The organism is Pseudomonas extremaustralis (genome assembly GCF_900102035.1).
Lineage (GTDB): Bacteria > Pseudomonadota > Gammaproteobacteria > Pseudomonadales > Pseudomonadaceae > Aquipseudomonas > Aquipseudomonas extremaustralis.
In genome coordinates this window covers 3,447,278-3,461,424 of sequence record NZ_LT629689.1, presented here as the reverse complement: position 1 = coordinate 3,461,424, position 14,147 = coordinate 3,447,278, and the positions used below count along the sequence as shown (strand labels likewise).

Sequence of the window (14,147 nt, the reverse complement as noted above, 5' to 3'; positions counted from 1 at the left end):
TCTGATCAAAAAGTGCGCAATTCTAGCGACGGGCAACGCACTTGACCAGCTTTATGCAGGGAAATGCGACGAGTGCTGCGCTATGCTTCGCGCCGTTGCACACGGGTGAAATCCTTGGGTCAACAAAACGTCTGTTACGAGAAGTAAAACAGCGCATGCTAAGGTCAGCTTAGATGCTTTGTTTATAAAAGACCTCGGGTCAAAGGGCAGGAGTGGTTGATGGGTCAGGCAAGTAGTCAGGCAGCGGGTGGCGAGCATTCCAATGCCAAGCCGATTGGCATGCTGGTGGCAGCGGTCGGGGTGGTTTACGGCGATATCGGGACCAGTCCGCTCTACACCCTTAAAGAGGTGTTCAGTGGCGGTTATGGGGTTCAGGTCAACCATGACGGAGTCTTCGGGATCCTGGCGCTGATCTTCTGGTCGTTGATCTGGGTCGTTTCGATCAAATACGTGTTGTTCATCCTGCGCGCCGACAACCAGGGCGAGGGCGGCATCATGGCCCTCACCGCGTTGGCGCGGCGGGCGGCGTCGCCGTATCCGAAGCTGCGCTCGGTGCTGGTGATTCTCGGGTTGATCGGCGCGGCGCTGTTTTACGGCGACAGCATGATCACCCCGGCGATCTCGGTGCTCTCGGCGGTAGAAGGCCTGGAACTGGCTTTCGAGGGGCTTGAACGCTGGGTCGTGCCGTTGTCCCTGGTGGTGCTGGTGGGGCTGTTCCTGATCCAGAAACATGGCACCGACCGTATCGGCAAGCTGTTCGGGCCGGTCATGGTGCTGTGGTTCTTGGTGCTGGCGGGCCTGGGCGTGCATGGCATCAGCCAGCACCCGGAGGTGCTCAATGCGCTCAACCCGGCATGGGGCGTGCGTTTCTTTATGGTCCACCCTGGCATGGGCGTGGCGATTCTCGGCGCCGTGGTGCTGGCCTTGACCGGTGCCGAGGCGTTGTACGCCGACATGGGCCACTTCGGACGCAAGCCGATTGCCCGCGCCTGGTTTGCCCTGGTGCTGCCGGCGCTGGTGCTCAATTATTTCGGCCAAGGTGCGCTGCTGCTGGAAAACCCTGAGGCGGCACGCAACCCGTTCTACCTGTTGGCGCCGAACTGGGCGCTGATTCCGTTGGTGGTGTTGTCCACGCTGGCCACGGTGATTGCCTCCCAGGCGGTGATTTCCGGTGCGTTCTCCCTGACCCGTCAGGCGATCCAACTGGGCTACATTCCGCGCATGCATATTCAGCACACGTCCAGCGCCGAACAGGGGCAAATCTATATCGGCGCGGTGAACTGGTCGCTGATGGTCGGCGTGATCCTGCTGGTGCTGGGCTTCGAGTCCTCCAACGCCCTGGCGTCGGCCTACGGCGTGGCGGTGACCGGTACCATGCTGATCACCAGCATCCTGGTGTCGGCGGTGATGTTGTTGCTGTGGAAATGGCCACCAGTGCTGGCGATTCCGGTGCTGATCGGGTTCCTGTTGGTCGATGGGCTGTTCTTCGCCGCCAACGTGCCGAAAATCGTCCAGGGCGGCGCTTTCCCGGTATTGGCGGGGATTGTGTTGTTCATCCTGATGACCACCTGGAAGCGCGGTAAGGAACTGTTGATGGACCGCCTCGACGAAGGCGGGCTGCCGCTGCCGATCTTTATCAGCAGTATCCGCGTGCAGCCCCCCCATCGCGTGCAGGGCACTGCCGTGTTCCTCACCGCGCGGCCCGATGCGGTGCCCCATGCGCTGCTGCACAACCTGTTGCACAACCAGGTGTTGCATGAGCAGGTGGTGTTGCTGACGGTGGTCTATGAAGACATTCCGCGGGTACCCGCCGCACGACGGTTCGAGGTGGATTCCTACGGCGAAGGCTTCTTCCGGGTGATCCTGCACTTTGGTTTCACCGACGAACCGGACGTGCCCGAAGCGCTGAAACTGTGCCATCTGGACGATCTGGATTTCAGCCCGATGCGCACCACGTACTTCCTCAGCCGCGAAACGGTCATCGCCTCGCGGATCAAGGGCATGGCCCGCTGGCGCGAAGGTTTGTTCGCGTTCATGTTGAAGAACGCCAACGGCAACCTGCGGTTCTTCAAGCTCCCGGTCAACCGGGTGATCGAGCTGGGTACCCAGGTCGAAATGTAAGCGGCTGCATCACGGGAGCCGGCAATCGGCTCCCGTTTTCCTTCTGAACCCTGTGCAATCGATCGTTGTCGACTAGGCTCTAAGCACTGTTGTGTAGGCGCGGGCTTGCCCGCGAAAAACCTTAACGGTAACGCGTCGATCCTGGATAAACGCGGCGCCAATGAGACTTTCGCGAGCAAGCTCGCTCCTACAGAAGTACCCAAAAAGCCAAGAAGAGGTGCGCCATGAGTCAGTTGCTCGAACCCTATACCCTGCGCCAATTGACCCTGCTCAACCGCATTGCCGTGTCGCCGATGTGCCAATACTCCAGCGTCGATGGCCTGGCCAACGATTGGCACCTGGTCCACCTCGGCAGTCGTGCCGTCGGCGGTGCCGGGCTGATATTCACCGAAGCCACCGCCGTCACCGCCGAGGGCCGTATCACCGCCGAAGACCTGGGCCTGTGGAACGACGTACAGATCGCCCCGCTGCAACGCATCACGCGCTTTATCGCTGCCCAGGGCGCCGTGGCCGGGATTCAATTGGCCCACGCGGGGCGCAAGGCCAGCACCCATCGGCCGTGGATCGGCAAATCCGGCAGCCTCAAGTCGGAAGAGGGCGGTTGGGTGCCGGTGGGGCCTTCACCGATTGCCTTTGACCCGAACCACACGCAACCCCGGCCCCTGGACGACGCGCAGATCCAGCAAGTGATCGCCGACTTCGTCGCCGCCGCCAAGCGCGCGTTGACCGCCGGTTTTAAGGTGGTGGAGATCCACGCCGCTCACGGTTACCTGCTGCATCAATTCCTCTCGCCCATCAGCAATCAGCGTCAAGACCAGTACGGTGGCTCCTTTGAAAACCGTATCCGCCTGGTGCTGCAGGTGACCGAAGCCGTGCGCGAAGTCTGGCCCCAGGACCTGCCGCTGTTCGTGCGCGTGTCGGCCACCGACTGGGTGGAAGATGGCTGGAACCCGGATGAAACCGTGGAACTGGCGCGCCGCCTCAAAGCCCTGGGCGTGGACCTGATCGACGTGTCCTCCGGTGGCACCGCCGCCAACGCCGAGATCCCCATCGGCCCCGGCTACCAGACGCGTTTCGCCGAGCGGGTGCGCAAGGAGGCGGGCATCGCCACCGGCACGGTGGGCATGATCACCGAACCGGCCCAGGCCGAGCACATTCTGCGCACCTGCCAGGCCGACATCATCTTCCTGGCCCGCGAGCTGCTGCGCGATCCGTACTGGCCGCTGCATGCCGACGATGACCTGGGCGGGCGCAAGGCGACCTGGCCGGCGCAGTACCAACGGGCGACCCACCGGGATCAACCGATTCATGAGTCTGACCTGAGGGATTGAGCCTTCGCGCGTAACCCGAACCCACCCTGACCCGGTGGGTTTTTTATTGCTGGATGCTGTGGGATGCGGCTGTAGGTATTTGTTACCGAAACAGATTTTTTAAGTGAATACTCTAAAAAAATCCCACGTGTCACGGGATTGTTTCTACGCTTAGGGTAAGTCTGATTTCTGGCCCAGGAAGTCAGTCGGTTTGCCCACGAAGGTATTGCGCTTCACGGGACGCGGGTAATGGGCATCAGGAGTATTTGTTCGATATCAGGAGAAACAGTCCATGGCCAAGTCCTATGGTGTAGCGGGTGTGGTGGCGTCTTTTCTGACCCGCAGAGTGTCTCTGCGCGGTCGAAGGTTGAGTTCGGACGAAGCTGAATTGCTGGAGCACTACCGCGGCCTGACCGAGAGCGATCAGGTGGCGATGCGCTATCTGATCGGCGCGATGAAGACCGTGTCGCGGTTCTGAACCGTGCGCATACGGGCATGTGGTGGTGAGCGAGCTACCTCGCCACCACACGCTCGCTCCCACTGCTTGCCTCAGCTGTACTTACGCAACGCCGGTGCCGGCGGGAAGTACTGGTACAACCAGGTTTCACTCAACGTGCGGTCCTGGGTGCGGATAAACAAGCGCAGTTCCACCGGCTCTACGCTGTCGCTGGTCGGGTACCAGTCGAACAGGATGCGATAGCCCTTGATGTTGTCGAGTACCAGCACGCTGAAGTCTTTCACTTCGCCATTGGAACAGGTCACCACCGGTTCGATGCCGGTGCCCGGTGGCAGTCGATCCAGGCCGCCGCCCTTGAAGTCCACGGCAAACCGCCGTGCCCAGACCTCGGGGTAGTGCTCGCCCGGCGCCCAGCCTTCGGTGAAACCGCCCATGCCGGAACGGGTCGCGTCGACTTGCGCCAGCGGTGTGCTCACCGGTGGCAGCGCGCTCCAGTACAACTTGTAGCCATAGTTGAGTGAGTCACCGGCCGCCACGGGCGTCTTCGGGGTCCAGAAGGCCACGATGTTATCCAGGGTCTCGCCGGTGGTGGGGATTTCCAGCAGGTCGATCGAGCCTTCGCCCCACGCGGTGGTCGGTTCGACCCACAGGCTCGGGCGCTTGCTGTACCAGTCCACGGTGTCCTGGTAGCTGGCGAACTCATGGTCGGTCTGCACCAGGCCGAAGCCCTTGGGGTCGGTGTCGGCGAATGCATTGAACTGCAGCTTGGCCGGGTTGTTCAGCGGACGGCAGATCCATTCGCCATTGCCGCGCCACATTGCCAGGCGATCCGAATCGTGGATTTGCGGGTGGATGGTGTCGCACATGCGCCGCTCGTGGGTGCCGCAGCTGAACATGCTGGTCATCGGTGCGATGCCCAGTTGTTCGATGGCGGTGCGCGCATTGATGTTGGCGTCGATGGCCATCACCACCTGGTTGGCCTGGCAGTCGATATCGAAGCGATAGGCGCCGGTGGCGCTGGGCGAGTCGAGCAGGGCGTAGACCACAAAGCGCGTGGCGTTCTTGTCCGGGGTTTCGAACCAGAACTGCGTGAAGTCGGGGAATTCCTCGCGTTTTTTCGCGTAGGTATCGATCGCCAGGCCGCGTGCGGAAAGGCCGTACTGGCCAGTGGAATCCACCGCGCGAAAGTAGCTGGCGCCGAGAAACGACAGCACGTCATGGCGATCCAGTTCCGGCGCCTTGAACAACTTGAAGCCTGAGAAGCCCAGGTCGCCGGTCAGTTGCTGGGTGTCGACCGTGGTTTTTTCATAGTTGAACAGCGAAGGGCGGAAATGCACTTCGCGGGCCTCACGGGTCTTGGGGTCGACGCTGTGCATGCGCACCGGCGTCTTGAAACCCATGCCGACGTGGAAGAATTGCACGTCCAGTTGGCCGTTCAATTCCTTCCACAGCGAATGCTTGCCGTCGTAGCCGATAGCGTTGAAATTCTGCGGCGTCATGTTCGCCAGGGTGGGCGGCAGCACCTGTTTAGTGTCTTTATACGCGGTCCCGGCGAGCTGCTTGGCCTGGGCCTTCAGTGTTTCGAAATCGAACGCCACGGCCTTGCCGTCGGCGGCACGGTTGCCGGCCCAGGCTTGCGCAGCCAACAGGCCGCTGGCCGATAAACCGGTGTAAGCCGCAATGGCCATGGACGCTTTGAGCAAATTCCTGCGGTGCATAGAGACAACCTGTCGTGAGCAAATCCCGCGCCGGCCCTGGCACGTGCTGGATCAGAGATAACGGTTCGGACATACCTTCGGCCAAACGCAACGGACATTAAACAGACGCCGGATAGCTTAAGCGGTTCGATGGCGTAGGAAAAATGATTGATGGCGGGATGATGGCTTGGCAAATGCGACAAGACATTTCCGGGCTGTGGGGGGCACATTACCCAGCAATTGTGAAGATCCAATGTGGAAAAGGGGACTTGCTCGCGAAAGGCGCCTGGACACCGCGTCTAATCGGATGCTCCGCATTAGCGTTGGCGTTCTTCGCGAGCAAGCTTGTTCCTACCGTTAAGGCATCAGCGCGAGGGTCAGTGCTTGAACATCACATGGCGAACGGTGGTGTAGTCCTCCAGCCCGTACATGGACATGTCCTTGCCATACCCCGACAGTTTCTGACCGCCGTGTGGCATTTCGCTGACCAGCATGAAGTGGGTGTTCACCCAGGTGCAGCCATACTGCAAGCGTGCGGCCAAGCGATGGGCGCGTCCCACGTCGGCGGTCCATACGGACGACGCCAGGCCGTAGTCCGAATCGTTGGCCCAGCCCAGCACCTGCGCTTCGTCGGTGAACTTGGTCACCGACACCACCGGCCCGAACACCTCGCGGCGCACGATTTCGTCGTCCTGCTGCGCATCGGCCAGTACGGTCGGTTCAAAGAAGAAGCCATTGCCTTCCACCGCCTTGCCGCCGGTGATCAGGCGGATATGGGGCTGCGCCACGGCGCGTTCGACGAACCCGACCACGCGGTCACGGTGTTGCGCCGTGATCAGGGGGCCCAGCTCGGTGTCGGGGTCATCCTGCAGGCCGTATTTGATGCTTGCCACGGCTGCACCGAGTTTCTCGACAAACGCATCGTAGATATCCGCCTGGGCGTAGATCCGGCACGCGGCGGTGCAGTCCTGGCCGGCGTTATAGAAGCCGAAGGTGCGAATGCCTTCCACGGCCGCGTCGATGTCCGCGTCGTTGAAGATGATCACCGGTGCTTTGCCGCCCAGCTCCATGTGCATGCGTTTCACGCTGTCGGCGGTGCTGGCGATGATGTTCGCGCCGGTGGCGATGGAACCGGTCAGGGACACCATGCGCACTTTCGGATGGGTCACCAGCGGGTTGCCCACGGTAGGCCCACGGCCGAAGACCAGGTTGAGCACGCCGGCCGGGAAAATCTCCGACGCCAGTTCGACCAGGCGCAGCGCGGTCAGCGGGGTTTGTTCCGACGGCTTGAGTACCACGGTATTACCGGCGGCCAGGGCGGGGGCGATTTTCCAGGCGACCATCATCAGCGGGTAGTTCCACGGCGCGATGGACGCGATGACACCCACCGGATCGCGACGGATCATCGAGGTGTGGCCCGGCAGGTACTCGCCGCCGGCCGAACCGCTCATGCAGCGGCTGGCACCGGCAAAAAAGCGGAACACGTCGGCAATCGCCGGGATCTCGTCGTTCAGTGCGGCGCTGTAGGGTTTGCCGCAGTTGTCCGATTCCAGCTTGGCCAGCTCTTCGCCGTGGGCTTCGATCACGTCCGCCAGTTTCAGCAGCAGCAGCGAACGATCCTTGGGCGCGGTCTGCGACCAGCTTTCAAAAGCCGCGTCGGCGGCCCGCACGGCGGCATCGACCTGGGCTTCGCTGGCTTCGTTGATTTCCACCAGTACGCGGCCCAATGCCGGGTTGAATACGGCCTGCGCCGGGCCTTCGCCTTCGACCAGTTGGCCGTTGATCAAGAGTTTGGTTTGCATGCTTTAGTCCTCCGGAAACTATTGTTATTGCCCTGAAAAAACCGGGTTCAATGGAAACGTTATTTACCGCCACTCCCGGCCACGCTTTCACCGCCACGGGTCAGGTAATAGGCACCCAGGATCGGGAACATCGTCACGATCATCACCAGCATCGCCACCACGTTGGTCACCGGCACATCCCGTGGGCGGCTCAATTGGTTGAGCAGCCACAGCGGCAAGGTGCGCTCATGCCCGGCGGTGAAGGTGGTGACGATGATTTCGTCGAACGACAGCGCAAACGCCAGCATGCCGCCGGCCAGCAGCGCCGAGCCGAGGTTGGGCATGATGATGTAGCGGAAGGTCTGCCAGCCGTCGGCACCCAGGTCCATCGAGGCTTCGATCAGGCTGTGGGAAGTGCGGCGCAAGCGGGCGATAACGTTGTTGTAGACGATCACCACGCAGAAGGTCGCGTGGCCGACGATGATGGTGAACATCCCCGGCTCGATGCCCAGCGTCTTGAAGGTCGCCAGCAGGGCGATACCGGTGATGATCCCCGGCAGCGCGATCGGCAGGATCAGCATCAACGACACACCTTGCTTGCCGAAGAACTCGCGCCGATACAACGCCGCCGAGGCCAGTGTGCCGAGCACCATGGCGATCAGGGTGGCGATGGCGGCGATCTGCAGCGACAGTTTGATCGCTTCGAGCACGTCCGGGCGGGCGAAGGCCACGCTGAACCACCTCAACGTAAACCCTTGGGGCGGAAAGCTGAACGCGGCTTCCTCGGTGTTGAAGGCATACAGGAAGATGATCAGGATCGGGAAGTGCAGAAACACCAAGCCGCCCCAGGCCGCGATCTTCAAGCCGATGGATGATTTCTCAGAGTGCATCGAAGGCCCCCAGGCGTTTGACGATGGACAGGTACACCGCGATCAGCACGATGGGCACCAGGGTGAACGCCGCGGCCATGGGCATGTTGCCGATGGCGCCTTGCTGGGCGTACACCATGCTGCCGACGAAGTAGCCCGGCGGGCCGACCAGTTGCGGCACGATGAAATCGCCCAGGGTCAGCGAGAACGTAAAGATGGAACCGGCGGCAATCCCCGGCACCGACAGCGGCAGGATCACCTGCATGAAGGTCTGGCGCGGCTTGGCGCCCAGGTCGGCGGAAGCTTGCAGCAACGACGGCGGCAAACGCTCCAGCGACGCCTGGATCGGCAGGATCATGAACGGCAGCCAGATATAGACGAACACCATGAAGCGCCCCAGGTGCGAAGTGCTCAAGGTGCTGCCGCCCACGCCGGGAATCCCCAGCACGAACTGCAACAGTGGCTCCAGCCCCAGGTGCTGCACGAACCACTGCGCCACGCCGCCCTTGGCCAGCAGCAGGGTCCAGGCATAGGCCTTGACGATGTAGCTGGCCCACATCGGCATCATCACCGCGATATAGAAAAACGCCTTGGTCTTGCCCGTGGTGTAGCGCGCCATGTAGTAGGCGATCGGGAACGCGATGATGGCGCTGGCGATCGACACCACGATCGCCATGCTCAAGGTGCGCAGGATGATGTCGAAGTTCGACGGCTGGAACAGCGCGGCGAAGTTGGCCAGGGTCAGGTCCGGCGTGACCGCCATGGTGAAGTCGTCAAAGGTATAGAAGCCTTGCCACAGCAGGGTCAGCAACGACCCCAGGTAGATCGCGCCGAACCAGATCAGCGGCGGTACCAGCAGCATCGCCAGGTAGAGATTGGGCTTGCGGTACAGCAGGTTGGAAAACCTGCGCATCGGCGGTTGGGAAAGGGCCAGGCTCATGTCACACCTCGCCTGCACTGTCGGTCAGCGGGGTCATGGCTTCCCGCGCCCAGCGTGCGGTGATGGGCTGGCCGACCTGATAGCCGTTGCTGATGTCCAGCCACTGGTTGTTGGCCTGGCTGATGTTCAGCGCCTGGCCGTTTTCCAGTTTCAGTTCATAGCGGGTGGCGCTGCCCTGGTACTGGATGTCATGCAGCAGGCCGCTGACTTCCACGTCGTCGGCCCCCAGCGGGCCTTCGGCAAAGCGCACGTGTTCGGGACGGATCGAGAACGGCTGCGCGCTGCCGCTGAGGCGCTGGGCCAGTTCGCCGCGAATCACGTTGGAGGTGCCGACGAATTCGGCGACGAATGCGGTGGCCGGTTTCATATAAAGGTTGCGCGGGGTGTCGACCTGTTCGATGCGGCCCTTGTTGAACACGGCCACGCGGTCGGACATCGACAGCGCTTCGGTCTGGTCGTGGGTCACGAAGATGAACGTGATGCCGAGCTGGCGTTGCAGCTTTTTCAGCTCGCTTTGCATTTGTTCGCGCAACTTGAGGTCGAGGGCGCCCAGCGGTTCATCCAGCAGCAACACGCGCGGGCGATTGACCAGCGCGCGCGCCAGGGCCACGCGCTGGCGCTGGCCACCGGAGAGTTGCACCGGCTTGCGCTCGCCATAGCCGCCGAGGGCGACCATGGCCAGGGCTTCTTCGGCGCGATTGAGGCGCTCGCTCTTGCCCACGCCTTTGACCTTGAGGCCATAGGCCACGTTGTCGCGCACATTCATGTGGGGGAACAGCGCGTAATCCTGGAACACGGTGTTCACGTCGCGCTGGTACGGCGGCAAGCCGGCGGCTTCCTCGCCATGGATACGGATCGAGCCTGCGCTCGGCTGCTCGAACCCGGCGATCAGGCGCAAGCACGTGGTCTTGCCTGAACCTGAAGGCCCGAGCATGGAAAAGAACTCGCCGTCCTGGATATCGATGGAAACCCGGTCAACGGCCTTCACTTCGCCGAATTGACGGGAAACGTGGGTGAATTGGACTGCAAGCGTCATGGTGCGGTGCTCCCAAAAGGCGCGGGCCGTCGCAGCGGCCCGGCCTGGACTTCTGAAAAAACAAACTATCGGTGAATGGGCTCAAGGTGGGAGGGAGCAAGCCCCTCCCACAGGGGCGGGCTAGCGGCCGCCCATGATCGCGATGTAGTCCTGGGTCCAGCGGCTGTACGGCACGAACTTGCCGCCTTCAGCCTGCGGGGTTTTCCAGAAGGCGATCTTCTCGAACTGGTCGAACCCATTGGTCTTGCAGCCCTCGGCGCCGAGCAGTTCGCTGCCGGTGCACGCCGCCGGCACTGCTGGCAGGGAGCCGAACCAGGCCGCGACATCGCCCTGGATCTTGGGTTGCAGCGACCAGTCCATCCATTTGTAGGCGCAGTTCGGGTGCTTGGCCTCGCTGTGCAACATGGTGGTGTCGGCCCAGCCGGTGGCGCCTTCTTTCGGGATTGTCGAGGCAATCGGCTGTTTCTCGTTGACCAGGCCATTGACCTGATACGGCCAGGCACTGGAGGCCACCACGCCTTCGTTCTTGAAGTCGCTCATTTGCACGGTGGTGTCGTGCCAGTAGCGGTGGATCAACGGTTGCTGGGCGCGCAACAGGTCGAGCACGGCTTTGTACTGGGTTTCGGTCAGCTCGTACGGGCTCTGGATGCCCAGTTCCGGCTTGGTCGACTTGAGGTACAGCGCCGCATCAGCGATGTAGATCGGGCCGTCGTAGGCTTGCACGCGACCTTTGTTCGGTTTGCCGTCCGGCAGGTTCTGCGCCTCGAACAGCACATTCCAGCTGGTGGGTGCGGTCTTGAACACGTTGGTGTTGTACATCAACACGTTCGGGCCCCATTGGTACGGGGTGCCGTAGGTCTGCTGGCCGACCACGTACCACGGCGCGTCTTTGAGGCGCGGGTCGATGTTCTTCCAGTTGGGGATCAAGGCGGTATTGATCGGTTGCACACGCTTGCCGACGATCAACCGCAGCGAGGCATCCCCCGACGCGGTGACCAGGTCATAACCGCCCTTGGCCATCAGGCTGACCATTTCGTCAGAGGTGGCGGCGGTTTTCACATTGACCTTGCAGCCGGTTTCTTTCTCGAAACCGGTGACCCAGTCGTAAGCCTTGTCGCTTTCGCCACGTTCGATATAACCGGGCCAGGCGACGATATCCAATTGGCCTTCGCCAGCGCCCACCGCCTTGAGCGGTTCGGCGGCCTGAAGGCTGGCGCTGGCCAGCAGCGCGGTGGTCAGGGCACTGAGCAGTGCGGTCTTATGCGCGGACATGGGTAATCCCTCTTCTTTAATTATGGTCGGGGCAGTGTGTGAAGCCGTAACGCATGAGCTTAGTTGTTGTTTTAAAGATGCTGGCCGTGGCGCGCCATGATGTGGCGCACCACGCTGTAGTCCTGTAGCGAATCGCTGGACAGATCCTTCCCGTACCCCGAGCGCTTCAAGCCGCCGTGGGGCATTTCGCTGACCAGCATGAAATGGCTGTTGATCCAGGTGCAGCCGTATTGCAGGCGCGCCGCGACCTGCATGGCTTTGTCCAGGTTCTGGGTCCAGACCGACGAGGCCAGGCCGTACTCGGAGTCGTTGGCCCAGTCCACCGCCTGTTCCAGTTCGTCGAAGCGGGTCACGGTGACCACCGGGCCGAACACTTCGCGCTGGACGATTTCGTCATTCTGTTTGCAACCGGCGAGCAGGGTCGGTTGATAAAAGAAACCCGCCCCGGAATGCACGGCGGCGCCGGTGATGCGTTCGATATGGGGCTGGCCGAGGGCGCGCTCGACAAAACTGGCGACGCGGTCGCGCTGGCGGGTGCTGATCAGCGGGCCGAGTTCGTTATCGGCATCGCGCTTGCCGGCAAAACGCAGGCTGCTGACCGCCGCACCGAGCTCGGCGACCAATTTGTCGTGAATGCCGGCCTGGGCGTAGATGCGGCAGGCCGCGGTGCAATCCTGGCCGGCGTTGTAGTAACCGTAGGCGCGCACACCTTCGACCACCGCTTGCAGGTCGGCGTCGTTGCACACGATCACCGGCGCTTTGCCGCCCAGTTCCAGGTGGGTGCGCTTAAGGGTTTTCGATGCGGCTTGCAGGATTTTTTGCCCGGTGACGATATCGCCGGTCAGCGACACCATGCGCACTTTCGGGTGGCTGACCAGATGGCTGCCGACCCCTTCGCCGCCGCCACACACGATGTTGATCACGCCGCGCGGCAACAGGGCGTTAAGGGCAGGCGCGAGGGCGAGGATCGACAGCGGGGTATGTTCCGAAGGCTTGAACACCAGCGTATTGCCGGCAGCCAGGGCGGGGGCGATCTTCCACGCGGCCATCATCAATGGGTAGTTCCAGGGCGCAATCGAGGCGACGACGCCGATCGGATCGCGGCGCACCATGCTGGTGTAGCCCGGCAGGTATTCGCCGCTGAGCTGGCCGGTCTGGCAACGCACAGCGCCGGCGAAGAAGCGGAATACATCGATGGCGGCGCTCAAGTCATCCTGGCGCGCCAGGTGCAACGGCTTGCCGCAGTTGAGCGATTCCAGGCGGGCCAGGTAGTCGGCTTGTTGTTCGATGGCATCGGCGATGCCCAGCAGAATGTTCGAGCGTTGCTGCGGCGTGGTCCGCGACCAGCCGGCAAAGGCGCGGTGGGCGGCGAGAATGGCGGTTTCGACTTGCTCGGTGCTGGCTTCGGCGATCTGGGTCAGCACTTCCCCGCTGGCCGGGTTGAGGATCGGCTCGACAAAGCCCTGGCCCTGGACCAGTTCGCCGTCGATCAGCAACGCAGTGAGCAGCGGGGTGGGCGCGCCGGGCATTTTTCGCGATCTCTTTTCTTGCGTGGACATGGGCGTTCTCTTACAAGGCGCCGGACCTTCTCTTACTAGATGCACAGAGACTAGAGGTCGGACGCGAGGTCAACAAATACTAAATACTGAATGCAGCATTCGATTAAATAGATGGCTTGCGCGGGTGCGGTTGTTCCCGTGCGACGGTGAGGAACGGGTCCACCAGCGCCGGCCGCGAGGTGCCACGGCGCCAGGCCAGGCCCACGTCCAGGGTCTGGCTGAGGTCGGCAATCGGTCGCGCTTCGATAATGTCGCCTTCGAGGGACCAGGGGCGGTAGGTCATGTCCGGCTGGATCGACACGCCCAGGCCGGCGGCCACCAGGCTGCGCACGGCTTCGGTCGAGGCGGTGCGCAGGGTCACGCGCGGTTGCAGGCCGGCAGACGTCCACATGCGCTGGGCGTTATGGCCCATTTCGTCGACGTTCAGTTGAATCAACGGCTCGCGCGCCACATCGGCCAGGTTGATGCTGTCGTGTTCCAGCAGCGGGTGTTGGGCCGGCAGCCACAAACGGTGCGGCGAATGGGTCAGCACCTCGGTCTGCAGGGCGTGGCGGTCTTCCAGGTTGGACAGGATCAGCACGCCTACATCGATCTCGCCGCTCACCAGCAAATGCTCGATATACGGGCGCTCGTCCTCCATCACGCGGATTTCCACGTTGGGGTAGGCGCGCTGGAAACGGGTCAGCAGGTCGGCCAGGTAATAACCGGCCACCAGGCTGGTCACGCCGACGATCAACTGCCCGGCGACCTGATCGGTGCTCTGTTGCAGGCTGCGCTTGGCGTTGTCGACGGTGGCGAGGATCAGGTGCGCCTGGCGCAAAAACTGATGGCCCTGGTGCGTGAGGGTCATGCCTTTGGCGTGGCGGTTGAACAGGATGACGCCGATTTCCTGCTCCAGTTGCTGGATCGCCAGGGTCAGGGTGGACTGGGAAATGAACGCGGCCTGCGCGGCGGCGGAGATCGAGCCGGTCTCGGCCACGGCGATAAAGTGCCGGATTTGACGCAAGGTCATCATGCTGGAATTACCGGTGGGGAGTTTTTATCGATGTGATCGAGTGTATATCGATTTAACCGAAGGATAGCCGGGTTGTATCGGGAAGCGGGC

Annotated in this window: 11 protein-coding genes; 3 read left to right on the top strand and 8 right to left on the bottom strand. The window is 62.2% G+C overall.

Annotated features, from left to right (window positions below; all coding sequences use genetic code 11):
* The first annotated feature begins 219 nt into the window (after positions 1–219).
* The 3 genes from BLR63_RS15885 to BLR63_RS15875 all read left to right on the top strand — a co-directional run bounded on the left by BLR63_RS15885 (position 220) and on the right by BLR63_RS15875 (position 3,909).
* Positions 220–2,121, top strand: a complete 1,902-nt coding sequence (locus BLR63_RS15885; RefSeq protein WP_010563462.1) for a potassium transporter Kup — start codon at positions 220–222, stop codon at positions 2,119–2,121.
* A 224-nt stretch (positions 2,122–2,345) separates the two neighbouring features.
* Positions 2,346–3,452: an NADH:flavin oxidoreductase/NADH oxidase gene (locus BLR63_RS15880; RefSeq protein ID WP_010563463.1), complete on the top strand. Its 1,107-nt coding sequence runs from the start codon at positions 2,346–2,348 to the stop codon at positions 3,450–3,452.
* Positions 3,453–3,723: 271 nt separating this feature from the next.
* Positions 3,724–3,909, top strand: coding sequence for a hypothetical protein (locus tag BLR63_RS15875; RefSeq protein ID WP_010563464.1), 186 nt, complete (start codon positions 3,724–3,726; stop codon positions 3,907–3,909).
* Between the two features lie 71 nt (positions 3,910–3,980).
* On the opposite strand, the gene BLR63_RS15870 is transcribed toward BLR63_RS15875, so the two are convergent.
* From BLR63_RS15870 to BLR63_RS15835, 8 genes are all read right to left on the bottom strand, one after another.
* Positions 3,981–5,606, bottom strand: coding sequence for a glucan biosynthesis protein D (locus BLR63_RS15870; RefSeq protein WP_010563465.1), 1,626 nt, complete (start codon positions 5,604–5,606; stop codon positions 3,981–3,983).
* A gap of 356 nt (positions 5,607–5,962) precedes the next feature.
* Positions 5,963–7,387, bottom strand: a complete 1,425-nt coding sequence (locus BLR63_RS15865; RefSeq protein WP_010563466.1) for a gamma-aminobutyraldehyde dehydrogenase — start codon at positions 7,385–7,387, stop codon at positions 5,963–5,965.
* 59 nt (positions 7,388–7,446) lie between these two features.
* On the bottom strand, positions 7,447–8,256 hold the full coding sequence (locus BLR63_RS15860; protein ID WP_010563467.1) for an ABC transporter permease: 810 nt from the start codon (positions 8,254–8,256) through the stop codon (positions 7,447–7,449).
* Positions 8,246–9,175, bottom strand: coding sequence for an ABC transporter permease (locus BLR63_RS15855; RefSeq protein ID WP_010563468.1), 930 nt, complete (start codon positions 9,173–9,175; stop codon positions 8,246–8,248). The genes BLR63_RS15860 and BLR63_RS15855 overlap by 11 nt, the downstream gene beginning before the upstream one ends.
* 1 nt (position 9,176) lies before the next feature.
* A complete protein-coding gene (locus BLR63_RS15850; protein WP_010563469.1) occupies positions 9,177–10,211 on the bottom strand; it encodes an ABC transporter ATP-binding protein in 1,035 nt (344 codons plus the stop codon).
* 120 nt (positions 10,212–10,331) lie between these two features.
* Positions 10,332–11,483, bottom strand: a complete 1,152-nt coding sequence (gene ydcS / locus BLR63_RS15845; protein ID WP_010563470.1) for a putative ABC transporter substrate-binding protein YdcS — start codon at positions 11,481–11,483, stop codon at positions 10,332–10,334.
* 71 nt (positions 11,484–11,554) lie between these two features.
* Positions 11,555–13,012: a gamma-aminobutyraldehyde dehydrogenase gene (locus tag BLR63_RS15840; protein WP_010563471.1), complete on the bottom strand. Its 1,458-nt coding sequence runs from the start codon at positions 13,010–13,012 to the stop codon at positions 11,555–11,557.
* 133 nt (positions 13,013–13,145) lie between these two features.
* On the bottom strand, positions 13,146–14,057 hold the full coding sequence (locus BLR63_RS15835) for a LysR family transcriptional regulator (RefSeq protein ID WP_010563472.1): 912 nt from the start codon (positions 14,055–14,057) through the stop codon (positions 13,146–13,148).
* Between the last annotated feature and the right edge of the window lie 90 nt (positions 14,058–14,147).